Genomic DNA, 25,675 nt, shown 5'->3' with positions numbered 1-25,675 from the left:
ACGGCGAGGAGTCATCGACATCAACATGTTCGCCATTGGCGTTCAACGATCTTCGATGCCAACCGGTTGATCCCGGCCCTGCGATCCAGGAGACGATCGATGTCAGGACGCAAGCCCTCCCTACCACGACTATTGCCCCGGGCACGCCGCCTGCTGGCCGTCACCGCTGGTGCCGTGCTGGCCGGCGGGCTGCTCGGCGTACCACTGCCCGTCTCGGCCGCGCCCACCGACGGCGGTGCCGACGCCCCCGGTGCCGGCGCCGCCGCAGTCGCCGAGGAGCTACAGACCACAGTCGCCGAATCGACCGGCGACCGGGTCCAGGCGCTGCTGATGCTGCCCAACCCGCAACGCTATCCGACCAACCCGGACACCGCCGTCGACCAGCTGCGCGCCCACTCCGAGGAAATCCAGGCCGAGGTCGAGACGGCGCTGGAGGAGCACGCCGAGACCGCCGGCGACGTACGGGTGGTCAACCGCTTCTGGATCACCAACATGCTGCTCGTCGAGTTCACCGCCGACGCCTCCCGGCTGTCGGCGCTGGCGAGCCTGCCCGGTGTGCAACGGCTGCTGCCGAACTTCACCCTGAGCGTGCCGGAGACCGAGATGACCGCCGCCGCCGACCCGGCCGCGTCGATCATCGACGACCGGATCACCTGGGGCATGGACCGCATCGGCGTCGAAAAGGTCTGGACCGAGCTCGGTCTGGACGGCACCGGCGTCCGGGTGGTCACCCTCGACACCGGGGTCGCCATCGACCACCCCGACCTGGTCGGCAAGATGGCCACCGACGACCCGACCGACCCGACCTACCCGGGTGGCTGGATGGAGTTCAACTCTGCCGGCGGTCTGGTGGCCTCCGAGCCGCACGACTCGTCCACCCACGGTACGCACGTCTCCGGCACCATCCACGGTGGTGCGGCGTCCGGCGTGACAATCGGCGGTGCCCCCGGCGCCGAGATGGCGCACGGCCTGGTGATCCCCGACGGAAGCGGCTCCTTCGCCCAGGTCGCCGCCGGCATGCAGTGGGCGGTCGCACCGACCGACTCCGCCGGCAACCCGGCGGGCCGGCCGGCCGACGTGGTCAGCATGTCGCTCGGCGCGGCGACCTACGCGACGGAGATGGTCGCCCCGACCCGGGCGATCGTCGCCGCTGGCGCATTCCCGTCGTTCGCCATCGGCAACGAGGACATCTTCGGCAGCTGCGGCGTCGGTTCGTCCAGCCCCGGCAACGTGTACGAGGCCGTCGGCGTCGGTGCCACCGACATCGACGACAACGTCGCCGACTTCTCCTGCGGCAACGTGGTCAACAAGTCCAGCTGGGCCAGCCCACCCGCGGACTGGCCGGACAGCTGGGTCACCCCGGACCTGTCCGCCCCGGGCGACGAGGTGTGGTCGGCCCACCCGGACGGCAGCTACCGCTACGCCAGCGGCACCTCGATGGCGACCCCGCACACCAGCGCGGTCGCCGCGCTGCTGCTGCAGGGCGCACCGGAGCTCAGCGTCGACGCGACCCGTACCGCGCTGATCGACACCGCCTTCTGGGACGACCGGTACGCCGACGTGGCACCGGACACCCGCTACGGCCACGGCCGGATCGACGCGTACGCCGCCGCCGTGCAGGTGGCGCTCGACAGCGGCGTCACCGGCCAGGTCACCACCGCCGGCACCGGCGCCCCGGTCGCCGACGCCACGGTCACCGTCACGCCGGGCGGGGCCTCGGTGCGTACCGGTGACGACGGCAGCTTCACCCTGCGGCTGGCGCCGGGCAGCTACACGCTGACCGCCACCGCGTTCGGTCACGAGACCGCCAGCGTCCCCGACGTCGTCGTGGTCGAGGAGTCGTTCACCACCGTCGACCTGGCAATGGTGCCGCTGCCGATCGGGGTGGTCACCGGTGCCGCGACGTTCGACGAGAGCGGCCACGGCGTACCCGGGGTGACGGTCACGGTCTCCACCGACGGCGCGCCGGTCGGCAGCCCGGTGGTCACCGGCACCGACGGTAGCTACCGGCTCGAACTGCCGGCCGGCAGCTACCGGGTCACCGCCGAGCATCCCCGGTTCGACGTCTCCCCGGCCGTCGAGGTGGCCATTCCGGAAGGCGGCGCGGTCACCGCCGACTTCACGCTCAGCCCGCCGCCGCAGACGGTCGCCCTGGTCGGCAGCTACGTCGACACGTACGCCGACGAGATCTTCGCCCCGCGCGGCATCGAGACGGTGAGCTACGACTGGGACGAGCTGGTGGCCGCCGCCGACCATCCGGTCGTGGTGCTCGGCTACGGGGTGAGCAGCGACTACGACGAGGCGACCTTCCAGGCGTTCCTGGACGCCACCGACGCCGCCGGCACCGGGGTGATCTTCACCGACCACGCCTACAGCACCGGCAACGGCATCCGGCAGCTGTCCCAGCACACCGGGCAGCCCGTCTCGACCGGCTCCATCACCGGCGGTACCGGCGTGGCCGAGTCGTACTACGAGGTGACCGCCGAACACCCGATCCTCGACGGGTACGCCGTCGGTGACCGGATCCCGCTGGACGACAGCACCCAGGCCAAGTGGATCGCCTGGTTCGGCGACTACTCCGGCGACGGCCGGCAGACCCTCGCCGACCTGGGACGCAGCGACACCACCGGGATCTACGGCGGCGGCATCGGCGTCGACCAGCGGGCCACCAACCGGCACGTCCTGCTGTCCACCCACGGTGTGTCGGTGACCCGCGGCCCGGTCGACTGGACCGAGCAGGCCACCCAGGTGTTCCTCGACGCGATCGACTGGGCAGCCCGCCCGGCCGAGGAAGGGCAGCCGTACTTCGCCGTGCACGGGTTGACGGTCGACCCGGAGGTGGTGAAGAGCAACGAACCGGTACGGGTCACCGCCCAGGTGAAGAACATCGGCGCGGCGGCCGGTCCGTACCAGGCGGTGCTGCGGGTCGACGGTGAGTCGGCGGCGACCACCACGGTCAACCTCGGCTCCGGCGTCAACCAGACGGTCAGCTGGACGGTGCAACGGGCCGAGCTCGGCAACTACGCCGTGACGCTCGAGTACCTGACCGGGTCGTTCCGGGTGCGTCCGCCCCGGGTGAGCCTCACCGCGCGTACCGTCGACGCTCCGGACGCCGAGCCCGGCCCGCTGGCCGACGCCGCGGTCGAGCTGGTCCACGACGGCGCCGTGATCCCGGTCGGTGCGACCGACGACGCCGGCACCCTCACCTTCGAGACTCCGGCCGCCGTCGACCGCTACACCCTGGTGGTGCGCAAGGCCGCGGCCGACGGTGGTACGTCGTACCTGCTGCACAAGGCGATCACGGTGTTCGACGACGACGAGGTGCTGTTCGCGCCCCGGGTGCTGGCCGGTGGGCCGGCCGGGGCCGAGGCGGCCCAGGATCTGTCGACCCGGGTGGACCTCGCCGCCGACCTGGTCGGCGGCGACCATGAGGCGACCGTCTACCTGCGCCCGGCCGGCACCGCGCCGTGGGCGTACTCGTTCGGGCCCGGACCGCTGGTCGCGACGCTGGACAGCTACCAGGCGGTCACCGTGCACCAGCTGCCCCGGTTGGAACGTGACTGGTGGCTGGTCAGCGAGATCCTGCCGGAGATGGACTGGGTCGACCCGTTCGACGCCACGTTCGGCTTCGGCGGCACGGCGCAGGTCGAACTGGCCGCGTCAACCCCGGAGCCGGGCTCGGTCGAGGTGGACTGGTCGGTGACCGACGCGCACGGACACCCGTTCGCGACGGTGCGCGCCACCGACGTACGGCCGTTCGCCGACCTGCCGGCGGTGACCCGCCTGGAGGACGTCGTGCCGGCGGTACGGGCGTTGGCGCCAAACGAGGCCCGGCCGGTGCTGCGGCTGTCCGACCCGACCGGGGCCGAGATCCGGGCCGGTTACCTCGACTGGGCGGCCCAGCCGTACGGGTTCGAGGTCGACGACCCGCAGCCCGGTCGGTACCAGCTCCAGCTGGAGCTGGACACCGGCTGGTACAGCGGGCTGGTCGACGCCGAGTCGTCCCTGGTGCTGGCCGAGGCGGCGACGATCACCTCGACCTACCCGCAGACCGCCGAGGTGGACGGCTGGTTCCACCCGGAGGTCCGGGTGGTCAACCCGAGCGGGATCGACCAGGGCACCGCCGAGTCGACGCTGACGATCACCCACCCCGACGGTGACCTGCTGGCCCGCGACGTCGCGGTGCAGCTGCGGGTCGACGGGGCCTGGGTGCGGACTCCGCTGACGGTGCAGGACGGTGCTCTGGTCGGGACGATCTCGCCAGAGGTGGCGCTGACCGCCGGCACCGACCTGACCTGGGAGCTGCACGTACGCACCCGCCGGCCCGGCGCGTTCACCTTCACCCATCAGCTGGCCGGCGATGCGGTGGCGGTGACCGCCAGCTCGGCGGTGACGGTGGGCTGACGACGTCCGGCAGGTAAGGATCCTCACCGGCCGCGCGACCCCCGGGCCCGGGGGTCGCGCGGCCGGTGAGGATAAGGTCTGGCCGTGCGGACCAAGCAGGAGTTGAGCGACGCCATCCGGCAGCGACAGCGGGCGGTGCTGATCGTCAACGCCAGGTCCCGCCAGGGCCGCCAGTTCTACACCGACGCCGTCCGGCGGCTGACCGACGCCGGATTCGAGCTGATCGCCAGCTACCCGGTCGACGAGCCGGGTGAGCTGGAACGCAGCCTGGACGAGGCAGTCCGAATGGCCCCGGACCTGCTGATCGCCGGCGGTGGGGACGGCACCATCGGGGCCGCCGCCCGGCTGCTCGCCCACCGCGACATCGCGCTCGGGCTGCTGCCGTTGGGCACCACCAACAACTTCGCCCGTACCCTCGGGATCCCGATCGACCTGGATGCGGCGGTCCGGGTCATCAGCTCCGGCAAGGTGATCGACGTCGATCTCGGCCTCGCCGGTGACCTGCCGTTCGTCAACCATGTCGGCATCGGGTTGTCCGCCGAGGTGATGCTGCGCACCCCGCCCCGGCTGAAACGGGTGGTCGGCAAGTTCGCCTATCCGACGACGGCGGCGGCGTTGATGGCCCGGCACCGTCCGCTACGGGTCAGCGTCCGCACCGCCGGCAGCAACCGGGACTTCCAGACCCACCAGCTGTACGTCGCCAACGGCGGTCACCAGGCCGGCCGGCCGATCACCGCGGACGCCAACGCCGACGACCGGCTGCTGGTGGCGTACCCGGTCGGTGGTGCGACCCGGCACAGCCTGCTGGCCGCGACGGTACGCAACGCGGCGACCGGTCACCGGCGTACCCTGCGGCACGACCCGTTCCTCGCGGTCGGCGAACTGCTGGTCGAAACGGACCGGCCGGCGCCGGTGGAGATCGACGGTGAGGTGTGTGGCGAGACCCCGATCCGGCTGCGGGTCGACGCCAACGCGTTGCGGGTGATGGCCGCCGCGGGGACCGTCGACCACTGACCCGACCGCGCGGTCGGGCCGCACGACTCCGGCTGGCCGCCGGTCTCGCCCCACTGGAGGGCCAGGCCATCGTCGGCGGTGGACATGTAGTTCGACGCAGCACGTACCATGCGCTGGTGTCGACCGTCGCCGCCGCGATACGGCGGGTCCATCTCCGGTCAGTGGTCCGACCGGTCTGGCTGTTTCTGCCGAGTCTTCCTCCGTCACCGCAGGCCCAGGCGGTCGGCCGCACGCCTGGCGGCACCACCCGGCCGCTGGCTGCTCCAGGCATGGCGGCGGACCCGCCAGCTACCAACGCCACCGCCGGAACCGGTACTCGTACCGCACACGGGGTGCCAGCCGCGGTACTACCAGTGATGACGACATGTGGGCCGTCGCGCTCTGTTCAGGCACCGCCGGACTCGACCACGTCGCCGGCGGCGACCGGGTTGACCGAGTCGACCGCAGGTAAATTGGCGACGAAGGGTTCCCGGTCCGCATCGGACATCCGCAGTTCCCGCCGCGACGGCACGACCTCGCCACTCATCTGACCACCCTACGACGCGTTCGCCCACCCCCGGCCGCGCGCGGCGCGGTCCGGCCCGCTGCCTCGGGCCGGACCGCGCCGACGTCAGTGCCGGATCGGCATCAGCAGCGAACAGCTCCGGTCGTCGTCGGGCAGTCGCACGGCCAGCGGCCGGATCGGTCCGTCCAGGTCCAGCACCAGCTGACCGCCGCCGGCGGCCGCCACCGCCTGCAGCAGGAACTCCCGGTTCACCGCGACGTACCGATCCGGTGCGGCGTGCCAGGCCGCCTCGTCGACGCATTCGACGGTGCCGTCGTCGGTCGCCGCCAGCACCGCGACCGGGTGGGTGACGCCGAGGTGTTCGCGTACCACCGCCGGGGCACGGCCCGGCTCCAGCGCCCGTCGCAACTCGGTGGCGTCCACGGTGACCTGTCGTCGGCCCTCGGCGCCCCGGACCGGCAGCAACGGCCGGTAGTCGGGAAAGTCGTGGTCCAGCGGGTCGGTGGTGATCCGCCAGCCCGGGGCGGAGGCGTTGACGCCGTCCGGACCGAAGGCAAGTTCCGCTGTTGGGTTACGGTCGACCTGGCTGCGTACGCCGGTCACGAAGCCGCCGGGCACCAGGACCGACGCCGCTGGGCCGTCGACCGCCGTCGGGACGAGTTCGGCGACCGCAATGCGGTAACGGTCGGTCGCGGCGAACCGTACGGCGTCGGCGGAGACCTCGACGTGCACCCCGGCCAGGGCGGGAATCTCGAGGTCGATGCCGACGGCGAACCGTACGGCGTCCAGCGCGCCGGCCAGGTCGGCGGCGTCGACGGTGACGTGGGTGGTGGTGGTCATGATCGTCCGATTCTCCTCGGCATCGAGCAGGGCATGGATGCGGGAGAGCTCCCGACGGGCATCGGCCAGCCCGTCCTGCAGCCGGCGCAGGTGCACGTCGAGCAGCCGCCGGGCCACCGTGACGTCGGGCAACGCCCGGACCGCCTCGGTGATCTCGGCCAGCGGCAGGCTGACCCGGCGCAGCCCGGCCAGCAGCCGGGCGGCGCGCAGCTGACTCACGGCGTACCACCGGTAGCCGGTGCGCGGATCCACCGCGGCCGGCACCAGCACGCCGGCGGCGTCGTAGAACCGCAGCGCGCTGACGGTCAGCCCGCTGGCGCGGGCCGTCTCGCCGATGCTGTGCATGTCGCTCTCCACGTCCATGGACTCTGCGGCCTAGACCAGGTCGAGGGTCAAGGCCAGCCGGGTACCGGAGCCGACGGGCCGGGCCAGCGGCGGGATGCCGGCCCGTGGCAGCATTGCAGTTCCGACCAGATCGATGTGCGCGTCCAACGAGACCGACGTGCCCCGCCGGGAGGCAGGATGACCCCGCACGCACCTGCACCGCCCGCGATCGCCGGGCTGCCGCCGCTCGCCTGGCAGCACACGCCGGTGGCAGCGGATCATCACGCCGGTCGGCAGGCCCTGTCGCTCACCGCCGGCCCCGGCACCGACTGGTTCGTCGACCCGGTCGGCGAGTACCGCACCCACAACGCCCCGGCGCTGCTGTTCGCCTGCCCGGACGGCGAGTTCGCGCTCTCCGCCCGGGTCACGGTCGACTTCACGGCCGCGTTCGACGCCGGCGTGCTGTGCCTGCGCATCGACGAGGAACACTGGGCGAAGCTGTGCTTCGAGTACTCACCGCAGGGTCGGCCGATGGTGGTGACCGTGGTGACCAACGGCACCTCCGACGACGCCAACGCGGTCACCGTCGAGGCGTCCAGCGTCCACCTCCGGGTGCTGCGCAAGGGGTCGGCGTACGCGTTCCACTACTCAGTCGACGGCATGTCGTGGCAGTTCGCCCGACTGTTCCGGCTGACCGGTGCCGCCGATGCGCCGACCCGGGTCGGCCTCCTCGCCCAGTCGCCCACCGGTGACCGCTGCACCGCCACGTTCGAGCAGATCAGTCTGGACGACGTGGTTCCGGACGATCTGCGCAGTGGGCGGTGACCCGGACGGTGGTCCCGGACCGGGCTGGGTGGCCTGTGCTACCGGCTCGGCTCGCTGCACCTCGCCGACCAGGATCCGGCGGCGGCGGCGCTGGACGACGCGGTACGCGCGTACGCCGGGCTGGTCGGTGCCGTGCCCGACGCGGAGCTGACGCTGGCCGACGTGCTGGCCCGCCGTGGTCTCGCCCAGTCGGTACGGGGATGGGCCGCCTCGGCAGAGGTCGACGTTGACGCAGCGGTCCTGGCCTGTCTGTCGGTGACCGGCGGCGATCCGGCCCACCCGCGACGCCGGGACCTGGCCCGGGTGCCGGCGTCCAACGCCGCGACGCTGGCACCGGACGGTGACCCACAGCTCGCGATCGCCTCGGCCAACGCCGCACTGGGCTACTACGGCCATCCCGACGCGGGCGGCAACGACGCGGACGACAGCGTCGACAGTGGGTACGTACACAGTGCAGCGGTGGTGTCGGCGTTGCTGAACTTCGTCGACGGCCGGGTCGTCGAGGGCTTCGTACCGGCGGCGGTGATCGCCGCCGGCCTGCCGCCGGGCCAGGCCCGGCAGGCGCTGGAGGCCGAGTTGCGGGTGGTCGACGGGCTGCTGTCGATGGCCGGTGGCCCGGTGCCGTTCCCGCCGGAGATGGGTCGCAGCCTGGCGCGGCTGGTGCTGCTGACCGTGCGGGACCGGGGCCTGCTGTGGGTGCCGGCCGACGACTGGCTGGACCGGGCGGCCCAACCGACGCTGACAGCGGTGGCGCAGCGGCACACCGCCGGGGCCGGGCAGGCGACACCGCTGGAGACGGCGACGACACCAGCGATCCGGCGTTGCTCTGGACCGCATCGACGCGGTGGCTGTCCGGGCTGTCGTTGGAGGCGGCGGTGCAGCTGGCGACGGTCGCCGTCGACGTACTGCCCACGGCGTCGGCGTACGCCGACGGACGGCGGCTGGCACCGGCCGCGCACGCGTTGCTCGCCAGCGCATACCGGGCCGCCCCCCGACCGGCCACCGCCGGAACCGGCGGCGTACCTGCCGGTCTGGCAGCGGCTGCTGGAGGTGGCCACCGGCAGCTGCCGGGCGGCCGGTGACCACCCGCTTGCCGACGACTTCGACGCATGGCGCGCCCGGTTGGGGTGACCGGGCGCGCACCTGCGCGACGGTTACCGGCAGGACTCCCACCTGCGTGACGGTTACCGTGCCGGATTCGCACCTGCGTGGCGGTTACCGTGCAGGACGTACCCGCAGGCCGTGCCGAGGACCAGCTCGGCGATGGCAGCGGCGACCAGACCGGTGGCCGGCATCCCGTCCAGAGCGATGCTGAGCAGCCGGGACAGTCCGTACGCCAGATAGACGGTCGCCCCGATCAGCGCCGCGGCGAAGGTCAGCCGGCGGACGAACGCCCCGAGGGTGACCAGGATCCCGGTGGCCAGCAGTGCCCCGCCGGCTGCCCGGGTCTCGCTGAGCAGGCTGCTGTTGCCGGCGAAGTCGATGCCGTTGCCGGCGTGGAAGGCGTCCGGTGCAGTCAGGACCGCGCCCCCGATACCGACCACGACCAGACCGGCGACGACGAGAATCACCTTCTGGCTGCGGCTGCCGGTGCGGGTGTTGATCTGGGGCGGCGCCGGCACCGGGCCGGCGACGGTGGTCACTGCTGCCACGCCCCGGCGGCGGCCGCCTGCCGGCAGAAGTCGGCGAAGTCCCGCGGTGCCCGGCCCAGCGCCCGCTCGACGCCGTCACCGAGCGACGCGTTGCGCCCGTCGAACACCTCCACGCACAGGTCGGTGAGCAGCCGCGCGTAGTCCGGCCCCAGCTGCGAGACCAGGGCGATATGGAACTGCTCGGCGGTGACCGGCTGGTAGCCGACGGCCCGGCCGCTGGCCGTGGCGATCTCCGCCGCCACCTGCGCGAAGGTAAGCAGGCGCGGCCCGGTTACGTCGTACGTCCGGCCGTCATGCCGGCGGTCGGTGAGCACCGCCACCGCGACGTCGGCAACGTCGTCGACGTCCACGAACGGCTCGGCCACCCCGCCGGCGGGCAGGGCCACCGTCCCGGCCAGGACCGGGCCGAGCAGGTGTCCTTCGGTGAAGTTCTGGTTGAACCAGCTGGCCCGCACGATGCCGTAGGTCAGCCCGGAACTGGCGACGATCGCCTCACAGCGGCCGGCGTTGGTCTCGCCCCGACCGGAGAGCAGGACCAGCTTGCGGACACCGGCGTCGCGGGCGGCGGCGGTGAACTTCTCGACCACGGTGGGCGCTTCGGGTGCGGCGAGGTCCGGCGAGTACGACAGGTAGACGGCGTCCGCCCCGCGCAGCGCGGCGAACCAACTGGCCGGCTCCGCCCAGTGAAACGGCTGCTCGCCCTGGCGGCTGGCCCGGACCACGGGGTGGCCGAGTGTGGTGAGCTGGTCGGCGATGCGCCGGCCGGTCTTGCCGGTCGCCCCGGTGACGAGCACTGACGGTCGTGACATGGCGTGGGAACTCCTGTTCGGTCTTAGGTGTCGTGGACGGCCATCTACCGCCCGCTGCTGGCCACCGCCCAGGTCGGGCGAAGCGTCCGACTCGGGCGGGTGATGTCTTGTCGACCAGCCTGCCGGGGTGGCATCGGCGGAACAATGATCCTGATTCCTGATTTCTTTGCTCATCGTCCAGACCTGTGGATGTTCGGCATACTCTCCGGGAAACTGGGCAGGGTGTGGACGACACCCAGCTGCGCGATCCCGGCGATGAGCGACCCGCTCGGCGAGACCCTGCACATGTTCCGGCTGACCGGCACCCTCTACTGCCGGGCCGAGCTGACCGCCCCGTGGGGCATCGACGTGCCGGCTCTGCCGGGCTGCATGACGTTGCAGGTGGTCACCGCCGGCCGGTGCTGGCTGGAGGTGGGCGATGCCGAGCCGTACCTGATCGGGCCGGGCAGTCTGACGCTGATTCCGGACGGTGTCCCGCACCGGTTCCGCAGCGCCCCGGACGCATCGACGCGGCCGTTGTTCGACATTCCGGTGCAGCAGCTCAGCGAGCGCTACGAGATCATGCGACACGGGGGCGGCGGCGAGCTCACCCAGGTGACGTACGCGGTGCTGCGCCCGGACCACGTCGCCGCCCGGCGGTTGATCGCTCAGCTACCGCCCGTGCTGCATCTCGACCGGTTCGACGACGACGAGTCGGGGTGGCTGCACAGCACGTTGCGGCTGGTCGCCCGGGAGGCACAGGCGCTGCAGCCGGGGGGTGAGACGATGCTGACCCGGCTGGCCGACATACTGGTGATCCAGGCGATCCGGTCCTGGTTGGACGCCGCTGCGGAGGCGCGCCAGGGTTGGCTGGCCGCGCTCCGCGACGACCAAATCGGCCGGGCGCTGACCGCGCTGCACCGCGAGCCCGGGCAGGACTGGACGGTCGGCACCCTGGCCCAGCAGGCGGGCATGTCCCGGTCGGCGTTCGCCGCCCGGTTCACCGAACTGGTCGGTGAACCGGTGATCCGCTACCTGGCGACCTGGCGGCTGCAGCTGGCCCACGACCACCTGCGGCGCTCCGCCGACACGCTGCCGGTGGTCGCCCGCCGGTTCGGCTACCACTCGGAGGCGGCGTTCTGCCGGGCCTTCAAAAGGGCGTACGGGGTTGCGCCGGGCCAGGTCCGTCGGGAACGGCTCGGCGCCGGGAACGACTGACCCGACGCGAGGTCGCGGACCGGTGAACCGGCACACTAGGTGGATGGCACACCTGCGGGTCGACTTCTACTCCGACGTGCTGGAGCAGGCCACCTCGATGACCGTCCTGCTACCCCAGCACACCAGGACCCGGATCGGCGCTCCCGCGCGGGCCGGCGACGCCGATTCCCCGGTGCTCTATCTCTTGCACGGGCTTACCGACGATGCCACCGCGTGGACCCGGTACAGCTCCATCGAGCGGTACGCCGAGGAACGCGGCCTGGCCGTGGTGATGCCCCAGGTGCATCGCAGTATGTACGCCGACGAGGTGCACGGAGCACCGTTCTGGACCTTCCTGTCCACCGAACTGCCGGCCGTGGTCGACTCGTTCTTCCGGGTTTCCCGACGGCGGGAGGACACCTTCGTCGCGGGCCTGTCGATGGGCGGGTACGGGGCGTTGCGCTGGGCGCTGCGCCAGCCGCACCGGTTCGCGGCGGCGGCCAGCCTGTCCGGCGTACTCGACGTGGCCGCCCGCCAGCACGGACCGTCGGTGTCCACCACCGACCCACTGATGCGGCGGGTCTTCGGCGAGCAGGACATCGCCGGCAGCGACGACGACCTGCTCGCGGTGCTCGACCGGGCCGACCCGGCGGCGGTGCCGCAGCTCTGGCTGTGCTGCGGCACCGAGGACGTGCTGTACCCGGACAACGTCCGGTTCCGCGACGCCTGCGTGGCGCGGGGTGTCTCGCTCACCGTCCACTTCGAATCCGGTGACCATGTGTGGAGCTACTGGGACGCCAAGATCCGGGACGTACTCGCCTGGCTGCCGCTGTGACCGATGGAACCGACGCGGCGCGAATGGCCGCCGGGCTGGGCGATCAGTTGACCACGCTGACCTTCACCGATCTCGGCACCGAACAGGTCACCAGGACGATCATCGACGCCGTGGTGCGGTGGGGTACCGAGCAGGGCTGGCGGGTGTACCGGCGGGCAGCCAGCGTACTGCCGCTGCCGCCGCCGATGCACGGCCGGCACTCGGTCGTCGACGTGGCCTGTGCCCGGCCCGACGCGCCGCCGCTGGTGGTCGAGGTGGACCACACCGACCGACGCCGTACGGTCGAGAAACTGCTCGCCGAGGCCGCAGCCGGTCGAGTGGCGATCTGGGTCCGATGGGGCAGCCGTGGCTTCACCGCCCCGCCCGAGCCGGTGCGCATGGTCACCGTGCCGGTCACCGCCCGAGCCGCGGAGCGACCGGGCGTACGGTTGTTCAGCCGGCAGCCGGCGCGGCCGTTGGCGCCGCCCGATCACCGGCCCGGCCCGGTGACCGCAGCCGGGCCTCCGTCGTCCCTGTTCGACCCGGCTGACGGCGAGCCGCCCACCGGTGGTTGACCGCCCGGCTGGGCCGGCCGGCGGATCATCCCGCTGCGGGTGCCGGAGCCATCCCCGTTGTCCACGCGCTGAGCACGCGAACCGGTCCCGGCACCCACAGATCGGGACACGGAGGCACGGTGGCTCACGCCCTCCCGCGCAGGAGCGGACCACGTCGGATCTCGCTGTGAACAGTCTCGGCCACCGTGAACGTCCGAAAAAGGCGCATCGCGTGACAGAATCTGGTGCTGATGTCACGGCGAGGACAAGGTGACTCGCTCAGGAAGGACGGTGACATCCGTGTCCGCTGTGGAGGTCAAGTCGGAGCTGCGCACCCTGCGGGCCGGTCGCGGCGTGTCGGCGCCCGATCTGTCCGGTCGGCTCGGCGACCGCCTGCGTACGCTCTGCGGCAACAGTGCGGTGAACCGCGACGACGAGCCCGCCGATTTGCGCGAGCGGGTGATAGCCGAGCTGAACAGCCAGGTCCGACGCCTACCGGACGACATGGCGCTGGCGGCGCGGGTCGCGCTGGGGCTGCACCCGCAGGCGCAGGACGCGCACTTCCGTGGCCGGGTCGCCTGGCTTGCCCGGCGGCTGGGTCGCGAGGACCGGACCGCGCTGCGTCGGATCAACGAAGCGGAAGTGCTGCTGGCCGAGGCGATCGGCCAGGAGCTGGGCCGGCGCAGCTCCAGCCCGGTCGGAGCCGGTTGGCACGTCGCCGGGCTGCGGGTGCTGGTCCGGCTGGACACCCCGACGATGGAGGCGTACGAGGAACGGCGGATCGTCGCCGACCGGGACGGCGTCGACGAGATCATGCTCGGCATGTCGCTGCCCTGCCCGCCGGGCAGCGACGGGCTCGACATCCGGGCAGATGTGCACTGGGGTGGGCGGCTGATCAGACACGAACGACCGCTGCCGCAGCGGTCGCAGTTGGTCGTCGGCCTGCCCCGGCCACTCGCCGCCGGTGAATCATGCGACTTCAGTGTGGTCACTCGACTGGGTCCGAGCCAAATCGCCTCACCGCACTACGTGCTGACGGCCACCCGACGGTGCCGACGGTTCGAGCTGCGAGTGAGATTCGACCCGGTCCGGTTGCCCAAGTGGGTGCGGCGGGTGACCGGGGAGCCCGTTCGGTTACTGGACACACCGCAGCCCGGCAGCGAACTGCTGCAGCCGGACGCGGTCGGCGAGGTCTACACGGAATTCGACGATCCGGAACTGTATCTCGCGTACGGCATCCAGTGGTTTCCGGCACTACAGCCGTGACGCAGGATCGGAACGTTGGCACGGGTCAGTCGGTCTCCATCACGCATCACCTCCGCTGACGTCGACAGGCAGAATCCGGTGAAACTGCCATTGGCAGACAGCGATCGACTGCGTCTCCCCGGCCGGTGCCGGGAATCGCGCCGATCAGACGGGACAAGGTAGTGGTTGGTCGACAACGGTTGCCCGGCATCGGCCCGGCAAGTGCCGGCTAGCCGACGCTAGGCGGTCGGACCCGACCAGGGTGTGACGCTGGCCGGGGGCTGCACACAGGTGGACTGCACCGCAGACCGGCTGGGCCGGGCGGCGAGCGTGGACACCAGGAACGTCGCGCAACGCGACGAACCGCTGATTCCTCGTGGCCGGCTTTCCGGCCACCGATAGGTCAGTTACCGCTGACCGAGGCTACGACAGCGCGATCCGGCCGGCACGGCCGTCGATCGCCAGGCGAGACAGCGTCGAATCGCTGGGCCGGGTCGTCGGGCAATGAATGCATCGGGCAATGAATGCACGTGGCTCAAGGTCAATCATGATCTGTCTCCCCGTGAGTCGCCGTACAGTAACCTTATCACCGCCCGCCAAGTTTGCCATCGTAAATACGGCGACAACCCGGTCACAGTCCTCTGTCCACAAGGCTGGCCGGTCCGGACAGGCCGGTCGGTCCGGGCGACATCTGATAACCTCGCCGTAGCGTCGCGTGCCGGTGGCAGTCCGTGTCAGGCATGGAGGTGCCGGACCGAAGGGAGCACGACGATGACAAGCGCCGTTTCCTTGCCCTCCACAAGTGAGTGAGGGCGACGAAGCCAGGCTGGTGGCCTGGAGCCGCGAACTGCGCGGTGTGCACAACCGGCTCCGCGAGGCGCTGACCTACACCCGAGAGGCGTTGGCCGCCGGCCGGCCGGCGGAGCCTGCGACCCGGGATTTGCTGCTGTTCTGTCACGGATTCTGCGCCGCTCTGACTGCCCACCACGAGGGCGAGGACGGTCGACTGTTCCCGGCCATCGCCGCACAGCATCCCGAGCTGCACGACACGCTACGCAACCTGCGGCAGGACCATTCGATGATCGCGTACCTGCTGACCGGGCTGCAGGCCGCCGTGGCGCGAGCCGCGCCGCCCGCCGAGCTGGACCGGCACCTGGATGGCCTGGCCGCGATCATGGAGTCCCACTTCAGGTACGAGGAACGCCAACTGCTGACGGTGCTGGAGACGCTGGCGCTGGACGCGGATCCGGGCAGCGTGCTGGGGCCGCTGTAACCCGGCCGGCCGGGCGCCGCTGCGCGTCTGGCCCGCCCGTCCGCCGGAGCCCACCGCGCGTCAGCTCCGGCTGCCCGGCGTGGCCCGACCCCGGCTGCGGCGGGCGAGCCTGCCCTGCAATGCCCGGCGGGCGACCGGCTTCAGGTCGTCGACGACGTCGACCAGCACCGCCATCTGTTCCAACGCGGCCAACGGCGATCCGGCCAGCACCCGGCGGAGCACCAGCTCGATCTCGTCGGTCCACAGCCGCAGCGCGGCCGCCGCAGCCGGAGCGAGCCGCTCGTCGGTCTGCGAACGGAACGTCGGTGCCCTGCTCGGGAAAGAGGATGTGGCGGGTCGCGCCGAGGTGCAGCAACGGCCCGGTGACCGGCGGGCCGCGCCAGAACCGGTCCATCACCCCGGTGCCGACGCAGCCGATGGACTGCTCGCGACCAGTGGTACGGCCAGCAGCGCCAGCCGGTGATCAAGTGCGGCGGCGGCGACCACCAGGGTGAGCCGGACGGCGACCTCGGCGAGTGCCCGGTCACGACCGCGCTCCGGCGGTACGCCCTGCTCCAGCCACAGTCGCAGCCGGTCGAACGACCATGCGGTGGCTTTGCCTGAGACCGGGCGGAAGGCCCGGTCGGCGAGCGGGCCGAGGCGACCCCACCCGGGCGTGTAGTCGTAGCCGGTCCGGAACCGGACGCCGTTGAGGGTCGGCTGGTAGCGCCAGAAGCCGTGGCCGGACCGGATCAGCGACAGCTTGTGGTCGCAGGTGAACCGCAACGCGGAGGCAGCGGAGCCGTCGGGTCGGCGGCGCTCGCCGGTGGACTGTCCGGTGCCGGCGACGGTCAGGCCGGGCAGCAGCGGGTGGCGTACCGGAACCGTCCCTGCGACCCGTACGGCTCGATCCGGGTGAAGCGCAGGTCCCACCGGGCGTGCCGGGCCGGGTCCTGGGTGTACGCCACACCTGGTCAACCGGGGCCTGGATCAGCGCCTCGATGTACAGCACGCCTGACCTCCCTGGTTTGAGCGAATGCTCAACTGAGAGGTTGGCACGAGTCTTGAGCAGTCGCTCAAATGATCGGTGGCCGCGCTGACCTGCAGGCGGCGATCAGTCGGCCGGGGCCCACGGACTGACCGCGATCCGGCCGGTGGTGCCGATGTCGAGGCCGCCGTCGGGCTCCAGCACCTGCGCCGGTACGCCCGCAGCCGGCGCCACGGCCAGGAAGCTGCCGTGCGTCGGCGAGACCCGAACATCGTCCACTGTGTTGCGCCAGACCAGGACCGCGCCGGCCCGCTGACCGGGCTGCACCGTGATCGGTACGGGGCTGCCGGCCACGGTGTCGATCCGGGCGATCACCTCGGCACCCTCGATCACCTCGACCGCCAGCGGCTGCAGTTGCTCGTCGAGGACCGTGAGCTCCGGAAAGCCGTCGAGGTGCACCGGTTCCTCGGCACAGTTGACCAGCCGAATCGGCATCGCCCGCAGACCCATCGCGGCGTCCACCTCACCCAGACTGAGCAGCGCTCCGGAGTCCGGGCAGTCAGGTGACGGATCCGCCGACGGCACCGGCGTCGGCGTGGGGACGGGTGCCAGATCGTTGTCCGGTGGCTGCGGACCTGGTTGCGGCAGCTGACCGGCACAGCCGGCGAGCAGCACCGCCGTCAGCAGTAGCGCACCGGCCCGTCGGCGAATCACCGGTCGCCCGTCTGGTTCCCGGAGACAGGCTCGCCGCCGCCGTCGCTGCCGCCGTCCTTCTCGTCCTTGTCGTCCTCGTCGAACGGTTCGTCGCTCCACCGCCACCGGGCCTCGTCGCCCTCGACGTGCAGCAGGAACTCCGACACCGCCGCCCCGTCCGAGTCGATCAGCACGACCGCAGCCCGAACCTGCTGGTACGCCCGTTCCCAGGCGCCGTCGTCCGGACCGTCCTCGACCACCCGCATCGCCCGCAGCTCCGCGTCGAAGATCGGCCGCAGCGGCGCGAACGACTCGGTCGGCCGGAGGGTGGCGTACAGCCAGGGAAAGTCGCCGTCGGTCACCGCCAAATCAGCCAGCAGCACGCCGTCGTGGTCGCGCAGCGACCAGCTCACTCCGAATCCCATGCCACCCATCTCTTCCGCCGCGCGCCGCCGTCGGCACAGTAGTACAGCCGGGCACCTACCGTGGTGCCCCGTCCCAGGCCTGAGGACCGGCCCGCCGGGTGCCGTCCGGCCCTGCCGCCGACCGCGTCGACCCGGGACCGTGAGGGTATGACCGCGCGAGCGCACCACCGACGCCCCGAGGCGAAATGCCCGATCCGGCCAAGCGAGCCCTGCACGCTGTGCCTGCCCGGCGCCACCGGTCCGGCCGACTGCGGCCTCGTCTACCTGGTGATGAGCGACGACGAACTCCGCGCTGGGCTGCACGAGAACCGCCGGGTCGCGGCCTAGCGGATCACGTCCGCTAGGCCAGCGCCAATCGGGCGGGTTGGGATCGGACGCTCCACCGCTGCCCCGCCCCGTACATCCGGTTCTACCCGGTACGCCCCGGCACCGGGCAGGCTGCTGACCGCCTCGACCAGTTCAGTGCCGATGTAGTGCAGGCCGACCCCGTCGTCGGTGGCGTACCCGGCCGGCAGGTCGCCCGACGCGACGCACTCCAGGTACCGCCTCCGGCGCGGCTGTTCCGCCAGGTCATGGTGTACGCCGTTGCTGTACGGCAACAACCCCAACGTCTCGGTGACCGGGTCGAGCCGCTCAGAAAAAGAGTCCGTCACCCCGCCGGTGTGCCAGCAGATACTGCCAGCACTCCCCCCGCCCAACACCACACCGGCCGCCCAGCACTCGCGGAGGATGGCGTCGACCCGGTGCGCCCGCCACACGGCGAGCAGATTCACCACGCTGCCGCCCGTCACCCAGATCAGCTGCTGCTCGCGCAGGAACGCCCCGACGTCGTCGACGTTCGGTCGAGGAAACAACTGCAGGTGGGACGGGATCACCTGCTTGGCGTCGCCGACCGCCGCGTAGAAAGACTCGATCACGTCTAGCTGGTCACCGGTAGCGGTCGGCACCAGGCAGACCTTCGCCACCGGCACACCGGTCAACGAGATTGCGTGGTCGAGCAGCGCGCTGCGGCGCGGAGCCGGTTCACCCGGCGGCGGATGCAGGATGCCGGAGACAGCGAAGATCTGGCGACGACCTGGGGGCATCTGCCCATCATGCAGGAACCACCGCCGCCTTCCAACGAATGACTCAAGATCTATTACACGTTTTCAAGCTATATGTGACCTGTAGACAGCTGAGCAGGATATATTGTACTTCCATCCGATTTGAGGGGTTAACGGCCGAGACCTGGTTGGGAGCACGCGCATGCCGAGTCACGCGGACGCGTCGGCGCCGGCTTCCGTCCTGCCTGGCGCCGATCGGCGTGTCGCACCCCGGTTGCCGAACGGTGGAGCTGGCCGTCGGCACTCCAGCAAACCGGACGGGAGCCGGGGCGGAAGGGTCCTGGTCCTCGAGAACGACGGGCCCGAGAGCCCGGCGGACCGGCTCGACGAGGAGTTCGACGTCGCGCTCCGCCTGCGCGGGCCGGTAGACCTGGAGGCACTGCCAGCCGTACTCGCTCAATACCAGCCGAAGCTGCTGCTGCTGAAGCAATCCCTGGACGCCGCCGATGCACGGCTGATCGCCGCCTGTCGCGCCCACCGGGTGCCGATCCTCGTCCTCGCCCGACCGGTGTACGGACTTCTCCGGCCAGCCCGCCTACGACGTCACGGCGGGCTGCCCTGGTTCCAGCTGCGTTCCGGTCCACTGACGACGGCAGACATGTGGGCGAAAAGAGGACTCGACCTCGCCTTGATCTTACTCGCGGCGCCGCTGCTCGTTCCCCTGCTGCTACTCGTCGGCGCGGCGGTGGCCGTGACCGGCCCTCCACTGTACGTGCAGACCAGAGTAGGTGCCGGTGGCCGGCTCTTCCGACTGGTCAAGTTCCGGACCATGCACGTCGACGCGGAGTCCGCCACAGGGCCGACGTTGGCCACTGCCGACGACGACCGGATCACCAGACTCGGCCGGTTGCTCCGGCGTACCCGCCTCGACGAGCTCCCGCAGCTGTGGAACGTCGTCCGGGGGGAGATGAGCCTGGTGGGTCCGCGGCCCGAACGGCCCGAGTTCGTCGGCGAGCTGTGCCGGCTCCAGCACTACCACCTGCGTCACCTCATCCGACCAGGGCTGACCGGCATCGCGCAGCTGACCGGCGGTTATGCAGCGACGGCTGAGGACAAGCTTCGGTGTGACCTGCTGTACCTGCACTGCCGGTCGCTGCGGCTGGACCTGGGTCTGCTCCTGCTCACCATCGTGGAACTCTGCCGGGGATTCCCCCGTGGTTAGCCTGTCAACCGGGACCGGCCGCCGGGTGGCCCGCAACACCGCCAGTCTGCTGGGCGGTCGACTGATCGTCACCGCAGTCGGGTTGGTGACGCTGCCCCTGGTGTATCGGCACCTCGGCAGCCAGGAGTTCGGTATCTGGGTGTTGCTCTGCGCAGTCGTCGCTGTCCTGGCCATCATCGACCTGGGCCTCGGCTCGGCCATGGTACGTGAAGTCGCGCGGGACGACGGCGACTCGTCGCCCCGGCGGCTACGTGCCACGCTGGCCCTCGGGCTGGGCTGGGCGGTGTGCCTCGCCGTACTGGCAACGGCCCTACTGACCGCCTCCTGGCCCTGGGTCGGTCGGTTGTTGCAGCTGGGTGAGCTCGCCGGTGAGGCACGCCGGGCGATGTTGTGGTTGCTGGTGTCACTGTTCCTCGGCGGCGTCGAACTGCCGTGGCGCGCGGTTCTGGAGGGCACCCAGCGGCACGGCACGGCGGCCTGGATCGGTGCCGGAGCCGCACTGGTGGGCGGCGTGCTGACGGTCGGGCTGCTCCGGATCGGCGGTGGGCTGGTGGGCCTGGCCGCCGTCACCGCCCTGACCAGCGGCCTGCGGGGCGGACTGACCATTCTGGCCGCCCGCCGGTACTGCCCGGCCTACACCCCGCGGCTGCCCGACATCCGGCGTGAGGATCTGCGTGTGGTCCGCGGCTACGGCCTCCGGGTGCAGGCCACGAGCGCCGCAGGGGTGGTCAACACGGAGCTCGATCGGTTCGTACTGAGTGGCTTCTTCACCCCGGCCACCGCAGGGCACTTCGACCTGGGTGCCCGGCTGCTGAACCTGCTCCGGCTACCGCCGGGGTTCGCGCTGCTCGCGCTTTTTCCGGTCGCTGTCGCGGGCGTGGCCAACCCTGGTTGGCTCAACCGGTTCTACCTGCGAACGACGTGGCGTCTGGCCGCCTTTCTGGCACCGTGCACGGCTGCCGTCGTGGTGGCCGCCGACCCCCTGGTCCGGCTCTGGATCGGCGACCAGGTGCCCTGGGCGGCGACGAACCTCGCGGTACTGGCTCCCGCGTACGCGGTCAACCTGGTGCTCGGCGCGGCGACGATCGTGGCCCGGGCGGAGGGACGCCCCGGTCTCGAGACCCGGTACGTCATGCTGTCGGTCCTGCTCAACCTTGGTACGACGGTCCCCCTCATCTGGTTGTACGGCCCGGTCGGCGTACCGCTCGCCACCGCGGCTGCGATCCTGCTCTCGTCGGGCTATTTTCTGTGGCACTTCCACCGCAGCACGGCTCGGCCGCTGACGCCGGTGCTGCGAATCCTCGGCTGGACAACCACCGCCGCCGTCGTCGCGGCGGCCGTCGGCGGTCTCGTGTCGCCGCACCTGCCGGACGGCGACGGACGGCTGGGCGCTGCGCTCGCGGTGTGCTGCAGAACCGGTATCACGTTGCTGGTCGCGACGCTCCTGGTGGCCGGCGTGCGATGGTTCCGCCCCACGATCGACGGTCGCGCAGCAGATTCGGCGGACCGCACGGCGGCTCAGGTGAACCCGTGTGTCGATACGGAGATTGCCGTTCGCACCGGAGCACCGTTGACCGACGAAGTTGGCAGCCGATGAGTCCCCGTCGTGCCTCCTGCCTGGTCTGCGGTCCGGGACCGACCGACGAAGCCATCCTTGGAGGACGGCTGCGGCAGTGTCTGGCCTGCGGCTTCGCCTGGACGATCGGCGCGGCCGATCCGACACCGGACCTCTACGACGACACGTACTTCGAAGGCGGCGGTTACGAGGACTACTTCCTGCCGGGGCCGCGCCGGTTCGAAGCCAGCCGGCGGTTGCGCTGGCTGCGCTCCACGATCCGGCCGCAGTCCCTGCTCGAGGTCGGACCAGCGGGCGGGTTCTTCCTGGAGGCTGCCCGGAGGTGCGGCATCGACGTGTACGGCGTCGAGGTCTCCGCGGCGGCGACGCGGTACGCCCGCGACCGCCTCAACCTGCCAGTTGAGCAGGGCAGCTTCGAATCCGCGACGCTGCCCGACCGAATCGACGCGGTCTGTGCCTTCCACGTACTCGAACACGTCACGGATCCCTGGCAGTTCCTGCGTGCCGCACGAGCGGCGCTGCGTCCCGGGGGTGCGTTGGTGCTCGAGGTTCCCAACATCGCCTCGGCGGCGGCCCGGCTGCTCGGCGAGCGATGGCCTGGGCTGCAACCCGAGTACCACCGTTGGCACTTCACCCCCGGCTCGCTGGCGCACCTGGTGACGATGGCCGGGTTTCGGGTGCTCCGGCAGGACACCACGGTGTTCCGCTACTACATGCCGCTCCGGTATCAGCTACGGCACGCCCACCGGCTGCTGCCATCGGACTGGTCGGCGACCCGCTCGCTGCGGCTGGTCCATCCACGACAGGGCGACCTGGTCCGTCTGGTGGCGAAAGCGACGGACGGCGAGTGACAGGAGAACCGATGAGATCTGCGGAGAAAGTTGCGACCGGCTGCCTGCTGTGCGGCGACGGCTCGGGCGGTCGCCCCGTCACGGACGGGCTGCTCCGGCGCTGCGACACCTGCCAGTTCGTCTGGACGGTCAGCGAGTTGCCGCCACCCGAGCAGTTGTACGACCGCGCCTACTACGAAACCGACGGATACCAGGACTATTTCGCGTCCGCCGGACAACGACGGTACGAGTCCGCCCGGCGGCTCCGCTGGCTGCGGTCACGGGTTCGCCCGGCGACCCTGCTGGAGGCGGGGTCGGCAGGTGGCTACTTTCTGCGGGCCGCCCGCGACGCCGGCATCGACGCCCGCGGCGTCGAGGTGTCGGACGCCGCCGCCAGCTTCGCCCGGGAGCAACTGGGTGTGCCGGTACGCACGGACCGGTTCGAGGATCAAGCGCCAGGAGCCCCGGTCGAGGCGGTGTGCGCCTTCCACGTACTCGAACACGTGACCGATCCGCGACGGTTCCTGGCGGCGGCCCGGGCTGCACTGCGACCGGACGGCTGGCTGGCGTTGGAGGTGCCCAACATCGCTTCGGCGGCTGCGCGCAGGCTTGGCAGCGGGTGGCCGGCGATCGCCCCCGACTACCACCGTTGGCACTTCACGCCGCACTCGCTCGCCCGGCTGCTGGCCGAGTCCGGCTTCCGGGTGGTCGGTCAGGACACGATCTTTTCCCGCTACTACTGGCGGGCTCCGGCCCGCCTGCGGCAGGCCCGCAACCTGGTGGTCGCCGACTTCGCGGCCTGTCGATCGCTGCGAGTCAGCCACCCGACCCTCGGCGACCTGCTGCGGGTCTTTGCGCGCAGGGAGGATTCATGAGCAGCGTGGACCTGTCGATCCTGCTGGTGAGCTGGAACACCCGGGAGGAGACACGGGCGTGCCTCGAGTCGCTGCCCACTGGGATCCGCGGGGACCTGAGTCTCGAGATCGTCGCCGTCGACAACGGCTCGTGCGACGGGTCGGCCGAGCTACTGGCCGACCATCCCCAGGTACGGCTGCTACGCAACGAGCACAACGTCGGATTCGCCGCCGCCGTCAACCAGGCCTACCGGCAGGCCCGAGGCGCGCTGATCCTGCTGCTCAACAGCGATGTCCGGTTTCACCCGGGCGCATTGAGCACAATGGTCGAGCATCTGCGACAGCACCCCGAGGCTGCCGGGGTCAGTCCGCTGTACCTGAACCCGGACGGGACCTTCCAGCAGCACTATGTCAATCTGCCGAGTTTCACTGCCACGATCGCTCTGGTCACCGCGCTCCGCAAGCTCCCGGTCTTCCGGCAGGCGCTGCACAAATTCCAGATGCGCGGGGAGGACTTCAGCCGACCCCGGTTGCTGGCCTCCGGCAGCTGCATGCTGCTGAGGAGGCAGGTGCTGCCGACGGATCATATTTTCGACGAACGGTTTCCGATTTACTGGAACGACGCCGTGCTCGCCCGCACGTTGCGGGACGCCGGCCGCCAGTTGTGGATGATCCCACACGCGGTGGTGACGCACAGTAGAGGCGCCTCGTGCCGTCGGCTCGGACCAACCATCCGGCAGCGCCATCTACTCGGCAGCCTGGTCGGCTATCTGTCCCTGACCGAGCCGCGATACAAGCTGGCTGTCTTCCGCGCGGTGAGCCTCGTCGATCACGGTCTGAAACGGCTCTTTGGCCGGCCCGTGCCGCTGGGACTGAGCGATCTACGAGCGGCGCTACGCGGCGACGTCGGTCCGCTGCCTGATGGTGACATCCGGGACTGGTGGGTGATCGTCGACTCGGGGCGGTCCGTGGCAGCTGCCGGCTCCATTCCGTCAGGCAGGGTGACCTCAGCCCTGGTGACGGAGGCGAGCCGGCGGCAGGACAAGCGGGTCTTGCTGCTGCGCGCGGAGCCCGCCGCGCGGTCACGCTGGCGGTTGACGGTCCAGACGCAGGACCAGTCCGTCTGGACCACAGACCTTCCGTCGGCGCTGCCGTTCGGCAGGTACGTCGGTTGGATCGATCGGGTCAATCTGCAGGTCGGCGCCGGCCGGCTACGTCGCTGGCTGGACCGGCAGGCCGGCGCCCGGGTGCTGTACCTGACCGACGAGCGCGTGACCGCGGTGATCGGATACCTCGGCGAGGATGAAGTACACAGTCTCTCGTCGCCCCTTCCGGCAGCGGCGGAACCAGCTCATGTCTAGGCATGGTCACCCGGTCCGCTCGTCGTCCCGGTCCGTTGCCATGCCACGGCCGCGGCGACACGGTGCCGGCGACACCGATGTGTCACGACAGTCCGTCGGCACCGGCAGCGGGTGGGTGGTGATGTTCAGCGCCACACCATGGCGTGGCGGAGCCCACCGCCAGCACGCGTTGGCCCGGCAGATCGCGGTCGACCGTCGGGTGCTCTACGTGGATCCCCCCGGCCAGCTACCGAGTTGGCGAATGTCGGTCACCCCGGTGGAGCACAACCTGTGGCGCGCCGAGGTGCCCGTCCTCCTACCGCTCGGCCGACAGCTGCCCCCGGCCAACCTGGTCAACCGCCGGTGCGGCGCGTCACTCATCCGTCGCTGGTTGGACGACCGGCCGGGCCACCGGTTGCTGTGGATCGACGAGGACCTGGCCGCGACGGTCGCAGGGCGCTTGGGAGAGCTGGCTGTCGTCTACGACGCAACAGATCTGGACTGGACCTTCACCCGGCGGTGGAACCGATGGCACCTACGGCGGGCCCTGGGCAATGCGCTGGCCGCCGCCGATGTGGTGTTGGCCTCGTCGTCGGCGCTGCCCGCGCGGCTACCCAGCGGGCACCGGTCGGTGGTGGTACTACCGAACGGCTGTGATCCGGACCGGTTCCATCCAGCCGGGCCGGTCTCCTCGTGGCTGGCCCGGCTGCCCCGGCCGGTGCTGGGCTACGTCGGTGCCGTCGACACTCGGGCGTTCGACGCCGACCTGGTGGCGCATCTGGCCACCGAGCACCCAGAGTGGACCTTCGTACTCGCCGGTCCGACGACCCGGGGCGGCCGGAGTCCGCTCGTCAGGCTGCCCAACATCGTTCTCACCGGTCCGGTTCCCTTCGCGGACGTCCCCGGGATCCTGCGCGGCTGTGACGTGACAATCATCCCTTACCGGGTCGGCGGGCTGATCGACTACGTGCATCCCAAGAAGTGCTACGAGTATCTCGCGATGGGCAAACCCGTCGTCGCCACACCGCTACCGGCGCTGCGTGGCATCGGCGCTCCGATCCGGCTGGCGGCGGGGCCGCAGCAGTTCGGCGCGGCGGTCGAGGAGGCGTTGCAGACAGCGGACGTTCCGGCCGAGGTGTCGCTACGCCGGTCCGTCGCGGTCGACAACAGCTGGGCGGTGCGGGGCGCCCAGCTGCGTACTCTGCTCACGGATCTGGCCGGACCGCCACTATGAGACTGGCATACGGCTTGTGGACCGCGCCGCTGCCGATGGTGTTCGCCGCGACCGTC

The 25,675-nt window shown here is 71.1% G+C and carries 25 protein-coding genes and 2 pseudogenes; 16 read left to right on the top strand and 11 right to left on the bottom strand.

All coding sequences use genetic code 11. The features are described 5' to 3' along the window. The first annotated feature begins 99 nt into the window (after positions 1 to 99). Together ACFHW1_RS24290 and ACFHW1_RS24285 are read left to right on the top strand one after the other, a co-directional pair. A complete protein-coding gene (locus ACFHW1_RS24290; RefSeq protein ID WP_416616145.1) occupies positions 100 to 4,404 on the top strand; it encodes a S8 family serine peptidase in 4,305 nt (1,434 codons plus the stop codon). Positions 4,405 to 4,488: 84 nt separating this feature from the next. Beyond that, complete coding sequence (locus ACFHW1_RS24285) at positions 4,489 to 5,418, top strand: diacylglycerol/lipid kinase family protein (protein ID WP_416557545.1); 930 nt, start codon at positions 4,489 to 4,491, stop codon at positions 5,416 to 5,418. A gap of 385 nt (positions 5,419 to 5,803) precedes the next feature. Here ACFHW1_RS24285 and ACFHW1_RS24280 read toward each other — a convergent pair whose 3' ends face one another. The 3 genes from ACFHW1_RS24280 to ACFHW1_RS24270 form a co-directional block, all read right to left on the bottom strand. Beyond that, positions 5,804 to 5,944, bottom strand: coding sequence for a hypothetical protein (locus ACFHW1_RS24280; RefSeq protein WP_416557546.1), 141 nt, complete (start codon positions 5,942 to 5,944; stop codon positions 5,804 to 5,806). An 84-nt stretch (positions 5,945 to 6,028) separates the two neighbouring features. Beyond that, the gene (locus tag ACFHW1_RS24275; RefSeq protein WP_416616155.1) at positions 6,029 to 7,108 is read right to left on the bottom strand and encodes a MerR family DNA-binding transcriptional regulator; all 1,080 of its coding nucleotides are present in this window, start codon (positions 7,106 to 7,108) and stop codon (positions 6,029 to 6,031) included. A gap of 30 nt (positions 7,109 to 7,138) precedes the next feature. Then, positions 7,139 to 7,297 carry a hypothetical protein gene (locus ACFHW1_RS24270; protein ID WP_416557209.1) on the bottom strand — a complete coding sequence of 53 codons (159 nt, stop codon included), beginning with the start codon at positions 7,295 to 7,297 and terminating at the stop codon, positions 7,139 to 7,141. Between ACFHW1_RS24270 and ACFHW1_RS24265 the strand changes: the two genes are divergently transcribed. Together ACFHW1_RS24265 and ACFHW1_RS24260 are read left to right on the top strand one after the other, a co-directional pair. Continuing rightward, the gene (locus ACFHW1_RS24265) at positions 7,286 to 7,912 is read left to right on the top strand and encodes a DUF1349 domain-containing protein (RefSeq protein ID WP_416557210.1); all 627 of its coding nucleotides are present in this window, start codon (positions 7,286 to 7,288) and stop codon (positions 7,910 to 7,912) included. The two genes, ACFHW1_RS24270 and ACFHW1_RS24265, sit on opposite strands and share 12 nt — an antisense overlap. 132 nt (positions 7,913 to 8,044) lie before the next feature. Then, positions 8,045 to 9,043, top strand: a complete 999-nt coding sequence (locus ACFHW1_RS24260) for a hypothetical protein (RefSeq protein WP_416616143.1) — start codon at positions 8,045 to 8,047, stop codon at positions 9,041 to 9,043. 53 nt (positions 9,044 to 9,096) lie between these two features. On the opposite strand, the gene ACFHW1_RS24255 is transcribed toward ACFHW1_RS24260, so the two are convergent. After that, complete coding sequence (locus ACFHW1_RS24255; RefSeq protein WP_416569193.1) at positions 9,097 to 9,555, bottom strand: DUF4345 domain-containing protein; 459 nt, start codon at positions 9,553 to 9,555, stop codon at positions 9,097 to 9,099. After that, positions 9,552 to 10,373 (bottom strand): NAD(P)H-binding protein, encoded by an 822-nt coding sequence (locus ACFHW1_RS24250; protein WP_416557213.1) that lies wholly within the window; start codon positions 10,371 to 10,373, stop codon positions 9,552 to 9,554. The genes ACFHW1_RS24255 and ACFHW1_RS24250 overlap by 4 nt, the downstream gene beginning before the upstream one ends. A 255-nt stretch (positions 10,374 to 10,628) precedes the next feature. Here ACFHW1_RS24250 and ACFHW1_RS24245 point away from each other — a divergent pair, with 255 nt between their 5' ends. The 5 genes from ACFHW1_RS24245 (at position 10,629) to ACFHW1_RS24225 (ending at position 15,435) form a co-directional block, all read left to right on the top strand. After that, positions 10,629 to 11,570, top strand: coding sequence for an AraC family transcriptional regulator (locus tag ACFHW1_RS24245; protein ID WP_416616141.1), 942 nt, complete (start codon positions 10,629 to 10,631; stop codon positions 11,568 to 11,570). A gap of 43 nt (positions 11,571 to 11,613) precedes the next feature. Continuing rightward, the gene (locus ACFHW1_RS24240) at positions 11,614 to 12,384 is read left to right on the top strand and encodes an alpha/beta hydrolase (RefSeq protein ID WP_416557215.1); all 771 of its coding nucleotides are present in this window, start codon (positions 11,614 to 11,616) and stop codon (positions 12,382 to 12,384) included. Continuing rightward, positions 12,381 to 12,938, top strand: a complete 558-nt coding sequence (locus ACFHW1_RS24235) for a hypothetical protein (RefSeq protein WP_416569191.1) — start codon at positions 12,381 to 12,383, stop codon at positions 12,936 to 12,938. Before ACFHW1_RS24240 ends, ACFHW1_RS24235 begins: the two co-directional genes overlap by 4 nt. 279 nt (positions 12,939 to 13,217) lie before the next feature. Beyond that, entirely contained in the window at positions 13,218 to 14,183 is a 966-nt protein-coding gene (locus tag ACFHW1_RS24230; RefSeq protein WP_416557217.1) for a hypothetical protein, read from the top strand. A gap of 781 nt (positions 14,184 to 14,964) precedes the next feature. Beyond that, positions 14,965 to 15,435, top strand: coding sequence for a hemerythrin domain-containing protein (locus ACFHW1_RS24225; RefSeq protein WP_416557218.1), 471 nt, complete (start codon positions 14,965 to 14,967; stop codon positions 15,433 to 15,435). Positions 15,436 to 15,495: 60 nt separating this feature from the next. On the opposite strand, the pseudogene ACFHW1_RS24220 reads toward ACFHW1_RS24225, so the two are convergent. The 5 genes and pseudogenes from ACFHW1_RS24220 to ACFHW1_RS24200 all read right to left on the bottom strand — a co-directional run. Then, positions 15,496 to 15,729, bottom strand: a pseudogene (locus ACFHW1_RS24220) (hypothetical protein); the annotation flags it as partial. A gap of 40 nt (positions 15,730 to 15,769) precedes the next feature. After that, positions 15,770 to 15,829: pseudogene (locus tag ACFHW1_RS24215) on the bottom strand (hypothetical protein); the annotation flags it as partial. Beyond that, positions 15,829 to 16,347, bottom strand: coding sequence for a hypothetical protein (locus ACFHW1_RS24210; RefSeq protein ID WP_416557219.1), 519 nt, complete (start codon positions 16,345 to 16,347; stop codon positions 15,829 to 15,831). The pseudogene ACFHW1_RS24215 and the gene ACFHW1_RS24210, both read right to left, overlap by 1 nt. 181 nt (positions 16,348 to 16,528) lie before the next feature. After that, a complete protein-coding gene (locus ACFHW1_RS24205; protein WP_416557220.1) occupies positions 16,529 to 17,116 on the bottom strand; it encodes a DUF4232 domain-containing protein in 588 nt (195 codons plus the stop codon). Further along, positions 17,113 to 17,520, bottom strand: coding sequence for a hypothetical protein (locus tag ACFHW1_RS24200; RefSeq protein WP_416557221.1), 408 nt, complete (start codon positions 17,518 to 17,520; stop codon positions 17,113 to 17,115). The genes ACFHW1_RS24205 and ACFHW1_RS24200 overlap by 4 nt, the downstream gene beginning before the upstream one ends. Before the next feature lie 147 nt (positions 17,521 to 17,667). Here ACFHW1_RS24200 and ACFHW1_RS24195 point away from each other — a divergent pair, with 147 nt between their 5' ends. Beyond that, the gene (locus ACFHW1_RS24195) at positions 17,668 to 17,847 is read left to right on the top strand and encodes a DUF6767 domain-containing protein (protein ID WP_416557222.1); all 180 of its coding nucleotides are present in this window, start codon (positions 17,668 to 17,670) and stop codon (positions 17,845 to 17,847) included. Here the strand turns inward: ACFHW1_RS24195 and ACFHW1_RS24190 are convergent. Further along, complete coding sequence (locus tag ACFHW1_RS24190; protein WP_416557223.1) at positions 17,844 to 18,605, bottom strand: Type 1 glutamine amidotransferase-like domain-containing protein; 762 nt, start codon at positions 18,603 to 18,605, stop codon at positions 17,844 to 17,846. The genes ACFHW1_RS24195 and ACFHW1_RS24190 overlap by 4 nt on opposite strands. Before the next feature lie 160 nt (positions 18,606 to 18,765). Here ACFHW1_RS24190 and ACFHW1_RS24185 point away from each other — a divergent pair, with 160 nt between their 5' ends. The 6 genes from ACFHW1_RS24185 (at position 18,766) to ACFHW1_RS24160 (ending at position 25,619) form a co-directional block, all read left to right on the top strand. Next, the gene (locus tag ACFHW1_RS24185; protein WP_416557224.1) at positions 18,766 to 19,785 is read left to right on the top strand and encodes a sugar transferase; all 1,020 of its coding nucleotides are present in this window, start codon (positions 18,766 to 18,768) and stop codon (positions 19,783 to 19,785) included. After that, on the top strand, positions 19,778 to 21,382 hold the full coding sequence (locus ACFHW1_RS24180; RefSeq protein WP_416557225.1) for a lipopolysaccharide biosynthesis protein: 1,605 nt from the start codon (positions 19,778 to 19,780) through the stop codon (positions 21,380 to 21,382). Before ACFHW1_RS24185 ends, ACFHW1_RS24180 begins: the two co-directional genes overlap by 8 nt. Continuing rightward, positions 21,379 to 22,212: a methyltransferase domain-containing protein gene (locus ACFHW1_RS24175; protein WP_416557226.1), complete on the top strand. Its 834-nt coding sequence runs from the start codon at positions 21,379 to 21,381 to the stop codon at positions 22,210 to 22,212. The genes ACFHW1_RS24180 and ACFHW1_RS24175 overlap by 4 nt, the downstream gene beginning before the upstream one ends. An 11-nt stretch (positions 22,213 to 22,223) precedes the next feature. After that, a complete protein-coding gene (locus tag ACFHW1_RS24170) occupies positions 22,224 to 23,066 on the top strand; it encodes a class I SAM-dependent methyltransferase (RefSeq protein WP_416569188.1) in 843 nt (280 codons plus the stop codon). After that, on the top strand, positions 23,063 to 24,406 hold the full coding sequence (locus ACFHW1_RS24165) for a glycosyltransferase family 2 protein (RefSeq protein WP_416557228.1): 1,344 nt from the start codon (positions 23,063 to 23,065) through the stop codon (positions 24,404 to 24,406). The genes ACFHW1_RS24170 and ACFHW1_RS24165 overlap by 4 nt, the downstream gene beginning before the upstream one ends. A gap of 79 nt (positions 24,407 to 24,485) precedes the next feature. Next, a complete protein-coding gene (locus ACFHW1_RS24160; protein WP_416591668.1) occupies positions 24,486 to 25,619 on the top strand; it encodes a glycosyltransferase in 1,134 nt (377 codons plus the stop codon). Positions 25,620 to 25,675 lie beyond the last annotated feature (56 nt).

It is taken from the genome of Micromonospora sp. LOL_014, from assembly GCF_048060245.1.
In the GTDB taxonomy this organism is placed as follows: domain Bacteria; phylum Actinomycetota; class Actinomycetes; order Mycobacteriales; family Micromonosporaceae; genus Micromonospora_E.
This window is presented reverse-complemented; position numbering and strand designations above follow the sequence as displayed.